We start from the raw sequence: 18,831 nt of genomic DNA, 5'->3' as shown, positions 1-18,831 counted from the left end.
ATGAAAGTATAAAGCGAGATAGAATAGGAGATGTTGTAATGGCCCTTGAATATATCATCGTTCAAGCAGGCGGCAAAGGAACGCGTTTAGAGCATTTGACGACGAATAAGCCGAAGGCGCTCGTTCCCGTGGAAAATCTGCCGATGCTGTTCCACTTATTCCGTAAGTATCCCGACAAGCGCTTCGTTATTATTGCCGATTATAAAAAGGATGTTCTGCGTGAGTATTTGGAGGGCTTCGCGAATGTGAAATATCAAGTTGTGGACGCGTCTGGCACGGGAACTTGCGCAGGTATTAATCAGGCGCTTAAACTGATTCCGGATAGTCATTCGTTTATGCTGGTATGGTCGGATTTAATCCTCCCTAATGATTTTCAAGTACCCGAGGAAGATGATAACTACATTGGGATTTCGCAGACCTTCTCGTGCCGGTGGAGTTATGTGAATGAGAGCTTTATTGAGGAACGGTCCGTAGAGCACGGAGTAGCCGGTTTGTTCATTTTTCGGGACAAATCCTATCTCTCCGGCCTGCCGGAATCAGGCGAGTTGGTGCGTTGGATGCAGGGGCAAGGGATGCGTTTTGCAGAGCTCGGACTTGCGGGGACGAAAGAGTTCGGTTTGCTGTCGGAATATATGCAGCTCGGACAAGAGAAGTGTCGTCCGTTTAATCGGATGAGCTATGAGGGAGATGTCCTAATTAAGGAAGGTATCGACGATCAAGGGAAAAAATTGGCCAGGCTCGAGAAGAACTGGTATGAAGCAGCCATAACGAAGGGCGTTACCAATATACCGAAGATTTATGGCACCGATCCTCTTCGGATGGAGAAGGTGAAGGGAGCCAATATCTACGAATACGCCGATCTAACCCTTGGCGAGAAACGTGAAATTCTGCGCAAGTTAACGAGCACCTTAAAAAACTTGCATCAACTGGAGCGTGTTCCAGTCGACTCATTCAGCATTAAAGAAGCTTATTATGGCAAGACGATAGATAGACTAAGCAAGATCAGAGACTTGATTCCGTTCTCAGACAGAAGGACCATTATGGTGAATGGCAGAGAGTGCCGTAATGTTTTCTTTTATAAGCGAGAATTGGAACGTAAGTTAGATGAGTTGAAATGTGATCATTACGCCTTTATTCACGGTGATTGTACATTCTCAAATCTAATGCTGCGGGACGGCAAAGAACCGATCCTTATCGATCCGCGTGGATATTTTGGATACACCGAGCTTTATGGAGATCCCAACTATGATTGGGCGAAACTGTATTACTCCGTTGTCGGTAACTATGACCGATTCAATCTAAAGGACTTTCGGTTGAACATTGGAGATGACGGCATTACTCTTTCTATTCGATCGAATCAGTGGGAGGAACTGGAGAACGAGTTCTTTGCTTTGTCTAACACGGATCCGCAGACCATCAAGTTATTGCACGCCGTCATTTGGTTGTCGCTTACGACTTATGCTTGGCAGGACTACGATTCCATTTGCGGTGCGTTTTACAACGGACTCTATTACTTGGAGGAAGTGTTGTAATGGAACATTTCGAGAGAACGCTCAGAATTCTTAGTGATTCGATACGATCGATCCGTGAAGAAGAATTTAACGCATTGAAGCAAGATTGTGTCCGCACACTTAGGGCAGGCAACAAGATTGTCGCATCTGGTCTAGGGAAGAACGTACCTATTTGCGAGAAGTTCGTCGGCACGCTGAACTCTATCGGAATTCAGGCATCTTTCATGCACACCAACTCGGCCGTACACGGAGACCTGGGCATGGTTCGCGATGGCGATCTTGTAATTGTGTTAACGAAGAGCGGAGAAACCTCTGAGTCGGTGCATCTTGTGTCTCTATTAAAAAAGAGGAAATGCAAGATTTGGCTTCTCTCCTTCAATCGGGCCAGCACGTTGTACCATGAACTTCCAAACCATCTGATTGTAGAGCTTGAACATGAAGGCGACCAGTGGAACATTCTTCCTAATAATTCCACAATGCTGAATCTTATCGTATTGCAGGAGTTAGCGATGCAGATTGCCAAGGAGCAGGAAGTACCGCTTGATGCCCTGCGGCAAAATCACCCCGGCGGTGCGATCGGCGTAACATTGGGCAATGGGGTGAAGTAATGGACTCGCTTGTTCTATCCTCGCTTGGTCACACATGGATACTCGATTTGGATGGCACTATTGTAAGACATAACGGGCATAAGTTGGATGGGAATGATACGCCGCTTCCCGGCGCGCTGGAATTCTTAAAAAATATACCAGATGCCGATATGGTCGTGTTCATCACGTCTAGAACGACTGAATACAAGCAAGTAACTGAGCGGTTCTTAACGGAACAAGGAATACGATATGATCACATCATCTACAATGCACCATTTGGAGAACGGATACTGGTGAACGACAGGAAGCCGTCTGGGCTTGTAACTGCGCTTGCCGTCAATGTGCAGCGGGACCGGTTCGAGGGATTACATATTGAGATCGATGAGGGGCTGTAGCTTATGTTCTTAATATTAAATGAGATACGAGTTGCATACACAGGAAAGCGGCTGTGGGTACGATTGAAGAAAAAACACTCGGTTAATAAAGAGGACTGCTTAGTGCTAATGCCGCATGTTGATTCGGAGATCAATCTATCTACTGTAAAGCATTTGAAATCCTATTTGCGACGAAAAGCTATTAATAGAGCTCTTGTTGTTACTAACGACTTTAATGCCATCGCCTCATTAAAACAGCTTGAATCTGAAAATGATGAATTGAAAATTGATATTGTTGAAACAACAATCGATAAAATTCAAAATATATGTAAGTATTATCGAATGATTCATTTTCACAAAGAGATTATCGTCGTTTCCATTGAAGAACCTTTTGGTAGCAAAGGGTTATTGGGTAAAACGGCGATAACTATAGATGACATGGTGAAATACTCCATTCTAGGCTGGTGAGATATTGTGAGCAGGCTAAAAACACTTAACAAAACTATAAGCCAAATGCTAGATAATATCGGTGAATTAGTTGCGTCTGGCAAGCTTGATGGTAAAGAAGTTATCCTGTTCGGAGTTGTAAGAGAACTACACCATATTGTTCATTTTTTAACTTCCAAAGGGATAAAGATAGCTGCCTTTATAGATAATTCTCCACGAAAAATAGGAAAAGCTTATGCGGGGATAGGAGTTTATTCACCTGAAAGTTACCTCAATCCCAAAAAAAGTAACGTTGCTATTCTCATCTGTTCGGCTATGTATCAGCAAGAACAATCCATTCAAATTAGAAGCCTAGGATATGTGAAGAATATTGATTATTTTACAGCGTATAAATTTAAGAAGCCAAAAACCCCATTATTCCTAAGAGAAATCCAGTCTTTAAAACGAATCGTTTCAGGGTATTATATCTATAAGCGGATTATGAATGGCCTTCCTAAGAATGCAACTATGTTGTTGTGCCCTTATGCTGGAAGTGGAGACGCATATTTAATCGGAATGTACTTGAAAAATTATATCAAAAAGGAAAATATTGACCATTACATTATAGTCGCTAATGGAAATCTTGTAAAGAAGGTCGTTAAGCTGTTTTCGTTTGAAAATGTAGTTGTAATTAATCCCTCTCAGAAGGATAAACTTTTGGCGGCTTATCAGTTCCTTAACTCAGAGAAGATGAAGGTGAAGCCGCTATTATTCTGGGATTGGAGAGTTAAACGAAATATTAATGTTAATAGAGATATATTGCCATTATCCTTTAAGGATGATTTTAAATATGGTGTTTTTGAGCTAGATGAATCAGTAGTTGCATCCTCCCCTATTTTTAATGAAAATGAGAGGGAAGTTGATGCCTTTTTTGATAAGTACGGTTTGATTAAAGGCAAAACAGTTATTCTAGCTCCATATATGGGAGCATATAATGGCATGTTGATTTCTTATCAAATGTGGGAACAGATTGTTAATGGTCTAAAAAGTAAAGGGTACAGCGTTTGTACAAATAGCATCGGTGTTGAAGAACCGCCAATTCAAGGCACTCAGGCAGTGTTTTTTCCTCTTGACATGTCAGTCCCCATAATGGATGCTGCGGGTGGCTTTATTGGTATAAGAAGTGGATTCTGCGATGTCATTAGCTCATCTACTTGTAATATGGTTGTCATTTATGAATCAGTAACCAATGTAATCCCTATACATTACTTTGGGTTAAAGCATATGGGGTTGAATGATAATGCGATTGAATTTGAATATGATGGGACAGATGACGAGGCATTTGTTTCGCAAGTTTTGAGTCACTTTTAAGATAATTCAATTGCGGAGGCAGAGGTATGGAATTTAATTTTCGATACGAACTTGGGAAAATAACACCTAAGCTAGCTTTGGGTGCAAAGTTGTATGTCTTTGGTGCAGGACCGCATTGGGAACATATTCTAAGGATGTACGACCACCTTGTACATACTGATTTAAATGATTATATCGATGGTTTTATTGATAACGACCCGACAAAGCAGGGGACTTTATTTCACGGAAAGCCTGTCATTGCTTTGTCTGAAGCGGATACAAACCATTTGGTCGTACTCATTGCTACGGCTACAGGTCGAGCGAACAATGAAATCGCATGGCAGTTGACGAAGCACGGCATGTTTTGCCGACATAACTTCTTTACGGTAGATGTGTTCTGGACAACATTAATGCGGTATGAGTATTTACAGTTAATGCAATTTAAAGATAAGCATCGTGGAGAGCGCTGCTTTATTATTGGGAACGGACCGAGTCTCTCCGTTGCGGATCTGGATAAACTGAACGGAGAGGTCACCTTTGCGACAAATAAAATATATTTATTGTTTGACAAGACGGTTTGGCGGCCTAATTATTACATGATTCATGATGAGGCGATACTTAGACAAAGTCGCGAAGATATCAACAAGAAGATAACATGTGATAAGTTCTTTGCGTATAATGGCGAGTTGACGCTTGACAACGGATATTTTTATGTGTTGGATGGCAAAGTCGATTGGAAACCGTATCCTTACCATAAACCGGAATTTAGCGAGGAACCCTTTGTTATGCAGTGGGGAGCTACCGTAACCTATGACTGTATCCAATTGGCTGCATATATGGGATTTAACGAGATCTACTTGCTGGGGATAGATCACCACTTCTCGACGACAGTTAAGATCAACGGAGAGTTAATTACGGACGACGTTGAAAACCATTTCACTCCAGAGTACAAATTCAGCAGTCCCTATCACAGCCTCATTGACTTTACGAATGCAGCGTATGAAAAAGCAAATGAATACGCTAAGGCACACCGTATTAAACTGATGAATGCTACTCGAGGCGGGGAACTAGAAGCGTTCGAACGTATTAATTTTGACAGCTTATTTGCTTGATAAATAACGGTAGAGAAAGATAGGTTCTATAGAGATCCTGTAAATTATCGGGGAAATCTACTTGTTCGCTTTGTTGAAGGTAATATGTATGCAGATGATAAAGCACATCCTGAATAATGAATACTTGGAGGCCTCTCATGAAAGTAGTTGCGTTTCTTCCTGCGAAGGGATCAAGTGAACGAATTGAATCTAAGAACCTAAAACTATTAAACGGAAAACCTTTATTTCTGTATACACTAGAGAAGTTATTGGAGTGCGATTTTCTTAATGAAGTTTATTTGGATACTGATAGCGATGAAATAATTGATCTTGCGTCCGAGACAGGATGCAAGGTCATGCGACGTGATCCTGCCTATGCCAGTAACAAGACAGATGGACATCAACTATTTTTGAATGAAGTAAAGCATGCAGATGCAGATATTTATGTTCAAATATTATGCACAAGTCCGTTCATTAATAAGAGCACAATAAAGAAAGGTATCGATATTCTTATTGAAAACAACCAATATGATTCAGTTGTGTTAGTTAAAAAAGATAAACAGTACACTTGGAATGGACAAGGCCCGGTATATGATAAGTTTCATATTCCCAATAGCGTAGATTTGCCAGATACAATCATAGAAACAATGGGTATGTATATTGTTCGCAGAGAAACCGCGCTAGCTACTCAAAGAAGGTATGGAGATAACGTGTATTTGCTTGAGGCTTCGCCTATTGAAGCTATTGATGTTAATTACCCTGATGAATTTGAGTTAGCGAACATTATTACGATGGGATTGCATCAGAAGGAAGCTCAGTACTTTAATAACTTAAAGCACATACTGTCAAGTCCGATGCTATCTGACATCTTGGACGATCTAGAGCTTAATGGCGTGATCAGTGGCTACAAATTAAATTTAGAGGACAAAAAAATTCTGGGCCGGGCAAAAACGCTCAAACTTCGTTCTTTAAGAGATGGTGAGGATTTCCGTGGAATATATGATGCCCTGGATTCTTACTCTACAATTGTTGCTAATGATATTATTGCGGTCGAGAATGAATGCGCTACGAATGCTTACTTCGGAGGACTTAATGCTGCTATAGCCGTGCGTTCTGGTGCATCTGGTGCAATTATAGGGGGAGTAACGCGGGATAGCAAAGAAGTAAAGGCGTTAGATTTTCCGGTGTTCTCCAAAGGATATAATTGTCAAGATGTTCGGAAAAGAGCTACAGTCGAGAGTATTAACAAAACTGTTACTATAGAAGATGTCACAATAAAACCTGGCGACCTTATCTTTGGCGACTATGATGGTATCGTAGTCATACCTAAAGAGTACGAAGATGAAATAATAAGAAGGGCAATGGATACAATCCAAAAAGAACGGAGTGTATCCGTAGAGATTATCAAGAATACTAGAGCTAAGGACATCGTTGGAGTAGTAGGGGAGTTTTAGGGGCAGGTCGACATAGGGATAGATGCTCAAGGAGGAGTACGATGGTACAGGTAAGAACAGTTTCCATTAGAGATGGACTCGTTGTTGGTAATGATAGCCGGTTCACGTTCATTGGAGGACCGTGTGTCATAGAGAGCGAACGACTACTTATGGAGACGGCAGAGAAGGTAAAACGAATTACAGAGAAGTTGAATATAAACTTTATTTTCAAGTCGTCATTCGACAAGGCCAATCGCAGCTCCATTGAATCGTTCAGAGGTTTAGGTTTTGAAGAAGGACTAAGAATTCTAGAGAAAATAAAAAAAACATACGATATTCCCATCATTACAGACGTTCACGAGTCATGGCAATGTGCCTCGGTCGCCGAGGTTGTGGATGTGCTGCAAATTCCGGCCTTCTTATGCAGGCAAACGGATTTGTTGATAGCAGCAGCGAAGACAGGGAGAACAGTGAATATTAAGAAGGGACAGTTTTTGTCACCTGGAGAGATGAAAAATGTCATTTATAAGTTGGAGGAAATTGGTCACCGCCAGATACTGTTGACTGAGCGAGGAACAAGTTTCGGGTACAATAATTTGGTTGTGGATATGCGATCCTTAGTTGAGATGAGAAAGTTAGGATACCCGATTGTGTTTGATGCTACCCATTCAGTGCAACGTCCGGGCGGGCTTGGAACAGCAACGGGCGGAGATAGAGAATTTGTGCCGTATCTTATGAACGCAGCTATGGCTGTCGGAATTGATGCTATTTTTGCAGAGACTCATCCGAATCCAGAAAAGGCGTTGTCTGATGGTCCTAATATGATACCGTTGCATGAGCTTGAAGATATTCTATCCCAGGCATTAGAGATCAAGAGTGTTATAAAAAAAAAAATAATCGAGTAGATAAATTTCAAAGGTGTAAGTGGATTATTTGCGATGTTGATGGTGTGTTAACGGATGGAAGAATGATTTATACAGAAAAAGGCGATGAAATTAAGCAATTTCATGTGCGGGATGGTCTTGCCGCGGAACAACTTCGAGCACATGGTTATAGGTTGGGTATCCTTAGTTCAGGACACTCCAAGCAAGCTATAACAAAGAGATTTAGTCAACAAGGATTTGAATTTATTAGTATAGAATCTAGTTCTAAATTGTCGCGGTTTAGAGATTTCTTGGAACGATTCAATGTAGATCCAAGTGAAGTTATTTATATTGGAGACGATATTAACGACATAGAGGTAATGCGTCTTAGCCGAATTTCTATTTGTCCGAAGGATGCACATACCTCAGTAATAGATTCGGTAGATTGGGTTTTGAATTCGAACGGTGGGAATGGATGTCTTCGTGAAGTGTCGGATTTTCTGTTATCGGGAGTCATGAAGGATTGAAACTTCAGTTCAACAATATCCAAGTCTTTGTTGCAAAAGAGTTTCCGTATAAAAAGGAGTTTACTCCATGACCCAGAACGAAATTCAATTGGAGAAGGCTCGTACTTACTGGAACCTCCATTCATTAGACGAGTTTGATTTTGTTTTACTGTTGCCGGATTCTAATGGGGAGTGGAACAACAAGGTTAGAACCGCATTTCAAGCAAAATCCACTGGGAGTAGAACTGTCATTTTAGAAGGAAAATTGGATCTGCTTACCCTCTACTCCCTCTATGAGTTCACCGACAAACTGATTATCGGATCGCTTGATCTTCCGCATGGACGCAAGCTGCGTAATCTGCTGGAGAGCGGAATTGCTACGGAGGAAGAGCTTATTAATGACGTCATCCTGGGGGCGCTGAATGGAGCAAACTTATAAAGCTGAAATGCAGCGCAACATCGAGATGCTCTTATCCGAGAAGAAGCTTTCCAACAAATCGGTGTTAGTGTTCGGGCATGGCAACGGATCGGAGGCCATGATCGACTACCTGGCGAAGTTTGGTGTTCGAACGGTTGCGATATTGGACAACAACGATTCAAAGCTCGGGCAGACCTATCAAATGGCAACAACGCTGTCGCCGACCGCTATTAAGGGGTACACCTCAGAAAATAGCATCGTGTTGATTGCTTCGCGTTTTTTCGACGCCATGTCCATGCAGCTTCGCCGGCTGGGGTACAATGGAGAAGTCGTTAAAGTTGTGGACTACAATTCATTCTCCGAATACTCGCTGTCGGAGGAGACCGTCGTTCGCAAGAAGGCGCGAGTGTTGCGTGGGATAACTACTTTGGGGAAGATCCGAACGAGCTGCCAGGATTCTCATCTCGTAATCTGCCCTTATAATGCGCTTGGCGATGTCTATTGGGCAATGGCTTTTCTTCCGGCGTATCTTGCTAAGCATGGTCTTCAACAAGCTTCGGTAGTAGTCACAGGCAGTGGTTGCCGGCAGGTTGTCGAAATGTTTGGCGTGAACCAGGTGACAGAGCTTGAACGGGTAGAGATGGATGAACTGGTTCAAGCGATTATTTATACCCGCGAAGGTAATTGTATCATCGCTCATCATGATCGTCCCTATACGGATAATATTATTAAATACTTAGATAAGAGGTTTCTCTCATTTGTCGATTATTATCGATATGCTGTCTATGGATTAAGCAAGGATGCTCCGCCCATTCCGCCCTCTATTATTCATGAATTTGAAAATAAAGAGCGTCTCGTTCAGGATAAATCTCTCATATTAGCGCCCTATGCCAAGAGTGTCACGCAAATACCTGATTCCTATTGGGAAGCAGTTGCGAGCGAATACCAGAATAAGGGTTATTTTGTCTATACAAACATAAGCGGAGAGGAGAATGCGATTAGGGGAACCAGACCGTTGTCGGTTCCGCTCACTCAGATCATTTCGGCTGTGGAGTATGCCGGATATTTCATAGGTATCCGAAGCGGCCTGTGCGACATCGTTCATACGGCAAAGTGCAGTAAAAAGATTGTCTTCCCAAACGGGACGTATAGCACGACTCCATTTAAGGTAAAGGATTTCTTCGCCCTTTCCGGTTGGGAGCATTACACACTAGGGCCACAACCATGACACCGCTTTCAAAATTCCCGTTGACACCAAACTTTACCTGATGGTATATTCGGGGTGTGGGCCAGGCTAAATCGCCTATGTCAATTGAAAATGAAGGGAATGTTAGCACATGCAAGGTAAAGTGAAATGGTTCAACGCAGAGAAGGGTTACGGGTTCATTGAGACGGAACAAGGCGGCGACGTGTTCGTTCACTTCTCCGCGATCCAAATGGACGGCTACAAGTCCCTTGAAGAAGGGCAGTCCGTAGAATTTGACATTGTGCAAGGCGCCAGAGGCCCGCAAGCAGCTAACGTCGTTAAAGCGTAATCATTCGGCGCACCGCGCCACGCACTTATACAGAGAACTATCGGTTACCTGGTAACGATTTGCCGGCCACCCCACCTCGGAGCGATCCGAGGTTTTTTAATTGGCCAGCTTCAAGGTTGAGCTGAGCCAAGGGGATAAGCCCATAAGAATGCCCGCGTGACCCCTATCCCTCCACGGCGCCGCTCCTTTTACACAATCCAAGCCAAGTTATCAGAAAGTTCTAAATTGTTAACATATTGTTTTGTAACCGTCATCTCGGCTGTGGTAAAATGGAGTCAGCAAAGGAGGAATGCCCAATGAAATACAACATTCGAGGTCAGCGCATGGAAGTTACGGATGCTCTTCGTGAGTACGTCGAGAAGAAGCTGAGTCGTTTGGAACGGTATTTTGAAGCACCTCCCCAATCCGACGTGCACGTTACCCTCGCGGTAACGAAAGGCCAACATGCCGTCGAGGTCACGATTCCGCTGACGGGCGTCATGCTCCGGGCGGAGGAGAAGCGCGAAGACATGTACGCATCGATTGACTGCGTCGTGGACAAATTGGAGCGCCAGATCCGCAAGCACAAGACGAAGGTGAACCGCAAATTGAGACAAGCCGGAGAGGCCAAAGGGCTCTTCAAGGAGGAGGCAGGCTACGGAGGCGCCGCGACGGCGACTCTGCTGGACGAGGATGAATGGCAGGTCATTCGGACGAAGCGCTTCAATCTGAAGCCGATGGACGTCGAGGAAGCGATCCTCCAGATGAACATGGTCGGCCACAACTTCTATCTGTTCGCCAATTCCGATACGAAGGAAGTGAACGTCGTCTACCGTCGCAACGACGGAAGATACGGGCTGATCGAGTCGGTCGGCTGAGGCCGCCCCGAACATTTAACTACCTATAATATGCAGGCTCCGGATTCCGATCCGGGGCCTTATTTAATGCTATAATCTATTTTGGAGCGGCTGCCGCCTTTCTTGCCCCTCCTTCGCCAAACTGCTAAAATGAAGTGATACAGCCTTACCCGCGGATAGAAGAGAGGGGTAGTCAAATGCTCGGACTTGTCAAGAAAATATTCGGAGACGCCAACGAACGTGAAGTGAAGCGTCTCTTAAAGACTGTTGAACAGATTAATGGGCTCGAATCGTCCATCTCGCCCTTGACGGACGAACAGCTCCGCGCGAAGACGGAGGAGTTCAGATCGCGCCTGGAGAAGGGCGAAGAGCTGGACGACCTGCTGCCGGAAGCGTTCGCCGTCGTGCGCGAAGCGTCCAAGCGCGTGCTGGGCAAGCGTCACTATGACGTGCAGCTGATGGGCGGCATGGTGCTCCATTCCGGCAAGATCTCGGAGATGAAGACCGGCGAGGGCAAGACGCTCGTCGGTACTTTGGCCGTCTATTTGAACGCCTTGCTCGGCAAGGGCGTGCACGTCGTCACCGTCAACGATTACTTGGCGCAGCGCGACAGCCAGGAGATGGGACAGATCTACACGTTCCTGGGCATGACCGTCGGCTGCAACCTGCACGGGCTTAGCCACGAGGAGAAGCAAGCGGCTTATGCGTGCGACATCACGTACGGAACGAACAATGAGTTCGGCTTCGACTACTTGCGCGACAACATGGTGCTGTACAAGGAGCAGATGGTTCAACGTCCGCTCTATTACGCGATCATCGACGAAGTCGACTCCATCCTGATCGACGAAGCGCGGACTCCTCTGATCATCTCCGGTCAAGCGCAGAAGTCGACGCAGCTATATTACGCAGCCGATCGTTTCGTGAGCCATTTGAAGGAGAACGACGACTTCACGATCGATGTCAAAATGCGCAGCATCGCCCTTACCGACCAAGGGGTCAGTAAGGCGGAGAGCTCGTTCGGCATCGACAATCTGTTCTCGAGCGAACATGTCACGATTAACCACCACGTCAGCCAAGCGCTGCGCGCGCGCTTCATTATGAAGCGCGACGTCGACTATGTGGTGCAGGAAGGCGAAGTCGTCATCGTCGACGAGTTCACCGGCCGTCTGATGGCCGGACGCCGCTATAGCGACGGTCTGCACCAAGCGATCGAAGCGAAGGAAGGCCTTGAGGTTCAGAACGAGAGCATGACGCTCGCCACCATCACCTTCCAGAACTACTTCCGGATGTACCGCAAGCTGGCCGGCATGACCGGTACGGCGAAGACCGAGGAAGAAGAGTTCAAGCGCATCTACGGACTCGAAGTCGTGCAGATTCCGACGAACCGTCCGAATATCCGCGCCGACGCGCCGGATGTCGTGTACAAGTCCGAGAACGGCAAGTACCGCGCCGTCGTCGACGAGATCGTGCAGCGCCACCAGACGGGACAACCTGTGCTGGTCGGCACCGTGTCGATCGAGAACTCCGAGCGCGTATCGGAGATGCTGAAGAAGAAGGGCGTCAAGCACCAAGTGCTGAACGCCAAGTACCACGCTGAAGAAGCGGCGATCATTGCGAACGCCGGCCAGCACGGCACCGTCACCATCGCCACCAATATGGCGGGCCGCGGTACCGACATTCTGCTGGGCGAAGGCGTAGCGGAGCTCGGCGGCCTTCACATCATCGGCACCGAGCGTCACGAGAGCCGCCGGATCGACAACCAGCTGCGCGGCCGCGCGGGACGCCAAGGCGACCCGGGTTCTTCGCAGTTCTACCTGTCGATGGAAGACGAATTGATGCGCCGCTTCGGCGCCGACAATATTATGGGCATGATGGAGCGTCTCGGCTTCGACGAGAACTCCCCGATCGAGAGCAAACTGATCTCGCGTGCGATCGAGTCGGCGCAGAAGCGCGTCGAGGGCAGCAACTTCGATGCCCGCCGCATCGTCCTGCAGTACGACGACGTCATCAACCTGCAGCGCGAGAAGATCTACGGCGACCGCCGCCAGATTCTATTCGCCGAGAACATCCGCGATATCGTGATGGGCATGATCAGCTCGTCCGTGACGCGCGCCGTCGACAATCATTGCCCGGGCGAGGACGTGCCGGAGGATTGGGATATCGACGGACTCGTCGCTTACGTGCACAAGAACTTCCTCCCCGAGGACCGCGTCACGAAGGACGACGTCTGGGGCAAAGAGAAGGAAGAGATGGTCGAATGGCTCATGGCGCGCATCGAGGCTTATTACAACGAGCGTGAGGAGTCGATCGGCGCCGATATGATGCGCGAGTTCGAGAAGGTCGTCGTGCTGCGCGCGGTCGACAGCAAGTGGATGGATCACATCGACGCGATGGATCAGCTGCGCCAAGGCATTCACTTGCGCGCCTACGGAGGCAACGACCCGCTGCGCGAATACCAGTTCGAAGGGCATAATATGTTCCTTGCGATGATCGAGCGGATGGAAGACGAGATCGCGCTGTACATCATGAAGGCTCACGTCGAGAGCAACGTGAAGCGCGAAGCGGTCGCGGAAGGGCAAGCGGTTGACACCAAAGCCGGCGAAGGCGCGAAGCGTCCAGCGGCCAAGCGCCCCGAGCAGCGGATCGGGCGTAATGATCCTTGCCCATGCGGCAGCGGCAAGAAATACAAAATGTGCCACGGCCGCATAGACTGATTAATATCTAGAGCAAAGGTGGATTTTCCAACATGTCGAACATCGATGTGACCGTTAAGCAAGACCTTCGCGAAGCCGCGAAGCGACTCCAGCAACTTAGGGGGTCTCTTTGACTTAGATCTCAAGCTGGAGATGATCGCGAACTACGAGGTGAAGATGAGCGCGCCTGACTTCTGGGATGACAACGAGAAGGCGCAGGGCCTCATCGCCGAGCTCAACGCGATCAAGGGCGTCGTCGAGCAGTACGAGAAGCTGACGGGCGAGCAGGATGATCTCGACGCCATGCTGGAGATGCTCGAAGAGGAATCGGAGGCCGATATGGAAGCGGAGTGGGAAGAGAGCGTGAAGGCGTTCGTCCGCAAGGTCGACGAGTTCGAGCTTCAACTGCTCCTCAATCAGCCCTACGATAGGGCCCATGCCATCCTCGAGCTTCATCCAGGCGCAGGCGGCACCGAGTCGCAGGACTGGGCATCTATGCTGTACCGCATGTATACCCGCTGGGCGGAGAAGCGCGGCTTCAAGGTCGAAGTGCTCGACTACTTGCCGGGCGAAGAGGCGGGCATCAAGAGCGTCACCATCATGGTACGCGGCTACAATGCCTACGGCTACCTGAAGGCGGAGAAGGGCGTGCACCGGCTCGTGCGCATCTCTCCTTTCGATGCTTCGGGCCGCCGCCACACGTCATTCGTCTCCTGCGACGTCGTGCCGGAGATTCCGGACGACGTCACGGACATCGAGGTTCGGCCGGAGGATCTGCGGATCGACACGTACCGTTCCAGCGGCGCGGGCGGCCAGCACATCAACAAGACCGAATCCGCCGTCCGGATCACCCACCTGCCGACCGGCATCGTCGTCGCCTGCCAGACGGAGCGCTCGCAGATTCAGAACCGCGACCGCGCGATGAAGATGCTCATGTCGAAGCTGTATGAGCTGCGCATCCAAGAGCAGCAGAAGGAGCTGGCCGCTATCCGCGGCGATCAGATGGAGATCGCTTGGGGCAGCCAGATCCGCTCCTACGTGTTCCACCCGTACAGCATGGTCAAGGATCACCGGACCGGCGTAGAGACGGGCAACGTGCAAGCGGTCATGGACGGCGACCTCGACGCGTTCATCGACGGCTATCTGCGCAGCCAGATTCAGAAGCCGGAAGCGAACGGTTAAGCCGGCGAATAGGCGGACGAACAATAGAACAAGCGAACAACCCGCTGTGCATCCGAGAGGATCGAGCGGGTTTGTTGTATATTTCCAGAATAGATTCGGTTACGATAGGAACAAGAGAATGGTACGGTTTGGTACGGTTTAGGGGGCGTATGACAACTGCTCTGACGCAAGAACAAGAACGGCTTATTATTGATTTTCTGGTCGCAAATGTTCATGCCTATGCGGTCGTTATTTACGGTTCTGGCGGCCAAGGGACAGTTGCGTGCCGACAGCGATGTGGATATCGCTTATCTCTCGAAGAAGAGCCTATCGGCATACGAGCGGTTCATGCTGGCGCAACGACTGGCGGACCAGTTGAAGCGCGAAGTGGACTTGATTGATCTTGCCGAATCCAGTACTGTTCTGCAAGCTCAAATCGTATCCAACGGCGAGCTGCTTCTGGACTCGGAGCCATACCTCAGACAGGTCGCCTACATCGTAGCGTTGAAGTCTTATGCCCGATTGAATGAAGAGAGAGCGGAGATTATTCGGAATCTGGAAGCAAGAACGGGGGGGGTGAGGGTGGCGCGGGAGGATAAGCAAATAGGAGACTTCGAAACGTTCGCGGACAAGATTGGGGAATATATGGCGGACGTGGAGGGTTACAACTTAGCATGAACGATGGGTGCTTCTCTAAGAGGCGGCCATCTTTTTTTTATGCGGACATTTACGAAATTGGTTGTATAAATAATGAATAGACTGTATAATAATACACAATTCCTTTCCTCGGCTCGCCAAATTGTCTTTTTACATCCGCAGCGGGTTTCGGTACAATAAAGGTTGGTTTTGCCAATCTGGACGACTAACTCCGAATCTGCTGTTTTTTTATTTATTAAGGAGAGATTGCCATGACGCACGCGCATATACGCGCCGCGATTGTCGGCTCCACCGGCTACGGCGGTGTCGAGCTGATTCGCTTGCTGGAAGCCCACCCGAACGTGACGGTCACCTCGGTCGTCTCGTCTTCGTCGGCGGGCTCGTATTATTCCGAGACGTTCCCGCACCTGACGGAGATCGTCGCAGGCGTCATGGACGACGTCGACCCGGCGCTCATCCGCGGCAAGGCGGATGTCGTGTTCCTCGCGACGCCTCACGGCGTCAGCGCGCAGCTCGCGCCTCGGTTCCTGGAAGCGGGGCTGAAGGTCATCGACCTGTCCGGCGACTTCCGGCTGAAGGACCCGGCAGCCTACGAAGCGTGGTACAAGAAAGGCGCTGCCGACCAAGCGTACCTCGACCGTGCTGTTTTCGGCATGTGCGAGCTGTTCGGCGATGAAGTGGCAGGCGCGGACTTCGTCTCCAACCCGGGCTGCTTCCCGACGGCGACGACGCTCGGCCTCTACCCGGCGGTGAAGGCGGGCTGGATTGATCCGAACTCGATCATCATCGACTCGAAGACGGGCGTATCCGGCGCGGGCCGCGGACTGAACCTGAGCTCCCACTTCTCCGAAGTGAACGAGAACCTGAAGGCGTACAAAGTCAATCAACATCAGCACACGCCCGAGATCGAGATGGTACTGTCGCGTGCGGCAGGTCGGCCGGTGACGACAACGTTCACGACGCACCTCGTTCCGATGACACGCGGCATCATGAGCACGATGTACGCCGCCGTAACGGACCGCGACCGCACAACCGGCGATTTTCTGCAATTATACCGTGAATTTTACCAAGACAGGCGCTTCATCCGAATTCGCCAAGCGGGCACGTACCCGGCGACGAAGGAAGTATACGGCTCGAACTATTGCGACATCGGCCTGAACGTCGACGCGCGAACGGGGCGGATCACAATCATCTCCGTCATCGACAACCTCGTCAAAGGAGCGGCCGGCCAAGCGATCCAGAACCTGAACCTGATGATGGGCTGGGACGAGACGCTGGGCCTCGGGTTCGCTCCGGTTTACCCTTAACGATTATGCTCACAACGGAGGACGGAACTTCCATGGGGAATAGATATGAGATCGTACCAAGCGGCGGCGTGACGACGCCCAAGGGTTTCCGGGCAGGCGGACTGCATTGCGGGTTGAAAAAAACAGATCGCCACGACCTAGGCGCGATCGTGTGCGAGGTGCCGGCAGCGGCGGCGGCGGTGTATACGACGAATCTGTTCCAGGCGGCTCCGCTGCAAGTGACGCGCGAGAGCCTGGCGGAGGAGGGCAAGCTGCGGGCGATTCTCGTCAACAGCGGCAACGCCAACGCCTGCACGGGCCGGCAAGGCGAAGACGACGCGCGTTCGATGCGATCGCAGATCGCGGAAGCGATCGGCGTGCCGAAGCATCAGGTGGCGGTGGCGTCGACGGGCGTCATCGGCGAATTGCTCAAGATGGACTGCGTCTCCTCCGGCATCGCGGCGCTGCCGGGCCGGCTCCGATCGGATGACCAGGGATCGGAAGACTTCTGCCAGGCCATTCTGACAACCGATCTGGTGAAAAAGACAGCTTGCGTTAAACTCACGATCGACGGACGCGAAGTCTACATCGCCGGCGCAGCCAAAGGCTCGGGCATGATTCACCCGAACATGGCGACGATGCTCGGCTTCGTCACGACGGACGCCGCCATCCCGGCTGCGCTGCTCCAGGAACTGCTGCGCGAGACGACCGACGTCACGTTTAACATGATTACCGTCGACGGCGACACGAGCACGAACGACATGCTCGTCGCCATGGCGAGCGGTCTCGCGGGGGGTGGCGAGCTCTCCCGCGGCCACGCGGACTTCGCGGCGTTCGCGGAAGGCCTCCGCTACGTGTGCGGCGAGCTCGCGAAGGCGATCGCCCGCGACGGTGAGGGCGCGACGAAGCTGATCGAGACGACCGTCACCGGCGCGCGCAGCGATGAAGACGCCCGGGCGATCGCGAAGACGATCATCGGGTCGAGCCTCGTCAAGTCGGCGGCATTCGGCGCCGACGCCAACTGGGGGCGGATCATCGCCGCCGTCGGGCGCGCGGGAGTTCCCGTCGACGTGAATACCGTCGACATCCGGCTCGGCGACATTGTGGTGCTCGAGCAATCCCGGCCCGTCGCGTTCGACGAAGACGCGGCGCTGGCGTATTTGAAGGGCGACACGGTCGCCATTCGTGTCGACCTGCACTACGGCGAAGGCCAGGCGGTCGCCTGGGGCTGCGACCTTACATACGATTACGTGCGGATCAACGCCGCGTATCGGACGTAAGGGGGCGCGCCGGATGAAGCGATTCGTGATGAAATGCGGAGGCAGCACGCTGGCCGCGCTGCCTGACGCTTTTTTTGAAGATTTGACGGAGCTGCAGAACGGCGGCATGCAGCCAGTGATTGTCCATGGCGGCGGGCCGGCGATCAACGAGACGCTCGGCAAGCTCGGCATCGAGAGCCGCTTCGTGAACGGCCTGCGCGTCACCGACGCGGCGACGCTCGACGTCGTCGAGATGGTGCTCGCCGGCCGCATCAACAAGGAGATCGTGCGCCGGCTGCAGCGCAGCGGCGCGAAGGCGCTCGGGCTGTCCGGCTCGGACGCCCGGCTGATCGAGGCGCGGCCTGTCGCGGACGCCGACGAGATCGGCTTCGTCGGCGACGTGACCGGGGTTAACGCCGAGCTGATCGAAGGCATCGCCCGGCTGGGCTGCCTGCCCGTCATCGCGCCGATCGGCATCGACGCAGCCGGCCAGCGGTACAACATCAACGCGGACACCGCCGCCGGCGCGGTCGCTTCGGCGCTCGGCGTTAGCGCGATGATCGTTGTCACCGACGTCCCCGGCATCATGCGGACGGCGGACGGCGAGAAGCGGGTGCTGCCGCAAGTGACCTTCGCCGAGATCGAAGAGATGATCGCGAGCGGCGAGATCTACGGCGGCATGATCCCGAAGGTGCGCGCCGCGATGAGCTGCCTGCACGGCGACGTGCAGGAGGTGCTCATCGTCGACGGCAGCGCCCCTCGCGTCCTAAGCCGCGCCTTCCGCGAAGGCAATATCGGTACCCGCATCGTGCGGGGATAAGTAACAATTGGTTGCCAAATACGAA

19 protein-coding genes are annotated in these 18,831 nt (G+C 50.4%); all 19 read left to right on the top strand.

Annotated features, from left to right (window positions below; all coding sequences use genetic code 11):
• Window positions 1–38 precede the first annotated feature (38 nt).
• The 19 genes from H4Q31_RS08690 (at window position 39) to argB (ending at window position 18,806) form a co-directional block, all read left to right on the top strand.
• Window positions 39–1,532 carry a sugar phosphate nucleotidyltransferase gene (locus H4Q31_RS08690; protein WP_185178677.1) on the top strand — a complete coding sequence of 498 codons (1,494 nt, stop codon included), beginning with the start codon at window positions 39–41 and terminating at the stop codon, window positions 1,530–1,532.
• Entirely contained in the window at window positions 1,532–2,119 is a 588-nt protein-coding gene (locus H4Q31_RS08685) for an SIS domain-containing protein (RefSeq protein ID WP_185178676.1), read from the top strand. The genes H4Q31_RS08690 and H4Q31_RS08685 overlap by 1 nt, the downstream gene beginning before the upstream one ends.
• Complete coding sequence (locus H4Q31_RS08680; RefSeq protein WP_185178675.1) at window positions 2,119–2,493, top strand: HAD family hydrolase; 375 nt, start codon at window positions 2,119–2,121, stop codon at window positions 2,491–2,493. Before H4Q31_RS08685 ends, H4Q31_RS08680 begins: the two co-directional genes overlap by 1 nt.
• Before the next feature lie 3 nt (window positions 2,494–2,496).
• Complete coding sequence (locus tag H4Q31_RS08675; RefSeq protein WP_185178674.1) at window positions 2,497–2,940, top strand: hypothetical protein; 444 nt, start codon at window positions 2,497–2,499, stop codon at window positions 2,938–2,940.
• A 6-nt stretch (window positions 2,941–2,946) separates the two neighbouring features.
• Entirely contained in the window at window positions 2,947–4,269 is a 1,323-nt protein-coding gene (locus H4Q31_RS08670) for a hypothetical protein (protein WP_185178673.1), read from the top strand.
• Window positions 4,270–4,295: 26 nt separating this feature from the next.
• On the top strand, window positions 4,296–5,360 hold the full coding sequence (locus tag H4Q31_RS08665) for a nucleoside-diphosphate sugar epimerase/dehydratase (RefSeq protein ID WP_185178672.1): 1,065 nt from the start codon (window positions 4,296–4,298) through the stop codon (window positions 5,358–5,360).
• A gap of 137 nt (window positions 5,361–5,497) precedes the next feature.
• On the top strand, window positions 5,498–6,793 hold the full coding sequence (locus tag H4Q31_RS08660; protein WP_185178671.1) for an RraA family protein: 1,296 nt from the start codon (window positions 5,498–5,500) through the stop codon (window positions 6,791–6,793).
• A 41-nt stretch (window positions 6,794–6,834) separates the two neighbouring features.
• Window positions 6,835–7,677, top strand: coding sequence for a 3-deoxy-8-phosphooctulonate synthase (kdsA, locus tag H4Q31_RS08655; protein ID WP_185178670.1), 843 nt, complete (start codon window positions 6,835–6,837; stop codon window positions 7,675–7,677).
• Window positions 7,626–8,162 carry a KdsC family phosphatase gene (locus H4Q31_RS08650; protein ID WP_311771704.1) on the top strand — a complete coding sequence of 179 codons (537 nt, stop codon included), beginning with the start codon at window positions 7,626–7,628 and terminating at the stop codon, window positions 8,160–8,162. Before kdsA ends, H4Q31_RS08650 begins: the two co-directional genes overlap by 52 nt.
• A 67-nt stretch (window positions 8,163–8,229) precedes the next feature.
• Window positions 8,230–8,580 carry a hypothetical protein gene (locus H4Q31_RS08645; protein ID WP_185178668.1) on the top strand — a complete coding sequence of 117 codons (351 nt, stop codon included), beginning with the start codon at window positions 8,230–8,232 and terminating at the stop codon, window positions 8,578–8,580.
• On the top strand, window positions 8,564–9,787 hold the full coding sequence (locus tag H4Q31_RS08640; protein ID WP_185178667.1) for an MDR/zinc-dependent alcohol dehydrogenase-like family protein: 1,224 nt from the start codon (window positions 8,564–8,566) through the stop codon (window positions 9,785–9,787). The genes H4Q31_RS08645 and H4Q31_RS08640 overlap by 17 nt, the downstream gene beginning before the upstream one ends.
• Window positions 9,788–9,896: 109 nt before the next feature.
• The gene (locus tag H4Q31_RS08635; RefSeq protein WP_185117802.1) at window positions 9,897–10,094 is read left to right on the top strand and encodes a cold shock domain-containing protein; all 198 of its coding nucleotides are present in this window, start codon (window positions 9,897–9,899) and stop codon (window positions 10,092–10,094) included.
• A gap of 296 nt (window positions 10,095–10,390) precedes the next feature.
• Window positions 10,391–10,951, top strand: a complete 561-nt coding sequence (gene hpf, locus H4Q31_RS08630) for a ribosome hibernation-promoting factor, HPF/YfiA family (protein ID WP_185178666.1) — start codon at window positions 10,391–10,393, stop codon at window positions 10,949–10,951.
• A 176-nt stretch (window positions 10,952–11,127) separates the two neighbouring features.
• Entirely contained in the window at window positions 11,128–13,644 is a 2,517-nt protein-coding gene (secA, locus tag H4Q31_RS08625) for a preprotein translocase subunit SecA (protein WP_185178665.1), read from the top strand.
• A gap of 32 nt (window positions 13,645–13,676) precedes the next feature.
• Window positions 13,677–14,805, top strand: a protein-coding gene (gene prfB, locus H4Q31_RS08620) for a peptide chain release factor 2 (RefSeq protein WP_185178664.1) whose coding sequence is annotated in 2 segments (ribosomal slippage) — window positions 13,677–13,754 and window positions 13,756–14,805 — 1,128 coding nt in all. Because the reading frame shifts where the segments join, the coding sequence is not laid out codon by codon here.
• A 258-nt stretch (window positions 14,806–15,063) separates the two neighbouring features.
• Window positions 15,064–15,462, top strand: a complete 399-nt coding sequence (mntA, locus tag H4Q31_RS08615) for a type VII toxin-antitoxin system MntA family adenylyltransferase antitoxin (protein WP_221626786.1) — start codon at window positions 15,064–15,066, stop codon at window positions 15,460–15,462.
• A 230-nt stretch (window positions 15,463–15,692) separates the two neighbouring features.
• Complete coding sequence (gene argC, locus H4Q31_RS08610) at window positions 15,693–16,748, top strand: N-acetyl-gamma-glutamyl-phosphate reductase (protein ID WP_221626785.1); 1,056 nt, start codon at window positions 15,693–15,695, stop codon at window positions 16,746–16,748.
• A gap of 32 nt (window positions 16,749–16,780) precedes the next feature.
• On the top strand, window positions 16,781–18,007 hold the full coding sequence (gene argJ, locus H4Q31_RS08605) for a bifunctional glutamate N-acetyltransferase/amino-acid acetyltransferase ArgJ (RefSeq protein ID WP_185178663.1): 1,227 nt from the start codon (window positions 16,781–16,783) through the stop codon (window positions 18,005–18,007).
• Window positions 18,008–18,020: 13 nt separating this feature from the next.
• A complete protein-coding gene (argB, locus tag H4Q31_RS08600) occupies window positions 18,021–18,806 on the top strand; it encodes an acetylglutamate kinase (RefSeq protein ID WP_185178662.1) in 786 nt (261 codons plus the stop codon).
• Window positions 18,807–18,831 lie beyond the last annotated feature (25 nt).

Origin of the sequence: Cohnella lubricantis (assembly GCF_014212015.1) — a bacterium.
Classification (GTDB): Bacteria; Bacillota; Bacilli; order Paenibacillales; family Paenibacillaceae; genus Cohnella; species Cohnella lubricantis.
This window is presented reverse-complemented; position numbering and strand designations above follow the sequence as displayed.

What these genes read in the sequence shown, in the direction of transcription:
- H4Q31_RS08690 (WP_185178677.1), top strand. Translation starts at nt 39, where the DNA reads ATGGCCCTTGAATATATCATCGTTCAAGCAGGCGGCAAAGGAACGCGT.
- H4Q31_RS08685 (WP_185178676.1), top strand. Translation starts at nt 1,532, where the DNA reads ATGGAACATTTCGAGAGAACGCTCAGAATTCTTAGTGATTCGATACGA.
- H4Q31_RS08680 (WP_185178675.1), top strand. Translation starts at nt 2,119, where the DNA reads ATGGACTCGCTTGTTCTATCCTCGCTTGGTCACACATGGATACTCGAT.
- H4Q31_RS08675 (WP_185178674.1), top strand. Translation starts at nt 2,497, where the DNA reads ATGTTCTTAATATTAAATGAGATACGAGTTGCATACACAGGAAAGCGG.
- H4Q31_RS08665 (WP_185178672.1), top strand. Translation starts at nt 4,296, where the DNA reads ATGGAATTTAATTTTCGATACGAACTTGGGAAAATAACACCTAAGCTA.
- H4Q31_RS08660 (WP_185178671.1), top strand. Translation starts at nt 5,498, where the DNA reads ATGAAAGTAGTTGCGTTTCTTCCTGCGAAGGGATCAAGTGAACGAATT.
- kdsA (WP_185178670.1), top strand. Translation starts at nt 6,835, where the DNA reads ATGGTACAGGTAAGAACAGTTTCCATTAGAGATGGACTCGTTGTTGGT.
- H4Q31_RS08645 (WP_185178668.1), top strand. Translation starts at nt 8,230, where the DNA reads ATGACCCAGAACGAAATTCAATTGGAGAAGGCTCGTACTTACTGGAAC.
- H4Q31_RS08640 (WP_185178667.1), top strand. Translation starts at nt 8,564, where the DNA reads ATGGAGCAAACTTATAAAGCTGAAATGCAGCGCAACATCGAGATGCTC.
- H4Q31_RS08635 (WP_185117802.1), top strand. Translation starts at nt 9,897, where the DNA reads ATGCAAGGTAAAGTGAAATGGTTCAACGCAGAGAAGGGTTACGGGTTC.
- hpf (WP_185178666.1), top strand. Translation starts at nt 10,391, where the DNA reads ATGAAATACAACATTCGAGGTCAGCGCATGGAAGTTACGGATGCTCTT.
- secA (WP_185178665.1), top strand. Translation starts at nt 11,128, where the DNA reads ATGCTCGGACTTGTCAAGAAAATATTCGGAGACGCCAACGAACGTGAA.
- argC (WP_221626785.1), top strand. Translation starts at nt 15,693, where the DNA reads ATGACGCACGCGCATATACGCGCCGCGATTGTCGGCTCCACCGGCTAC.
- argJ (WP_185178663.1), top strand. Translation starts at nt 16,781, where the DNA reads ATGGGGAATAGATATGAGATCGTACCAAGCGGCGGCGTGACGACGCCC.
- argB (WP_185178662.1), top strand. Translation starts at nt 18,021, where the DNA reads ATGAAGCGATTCGTGATGAAATGCGGAGGCAGCACGCTGGCCGCGCTG.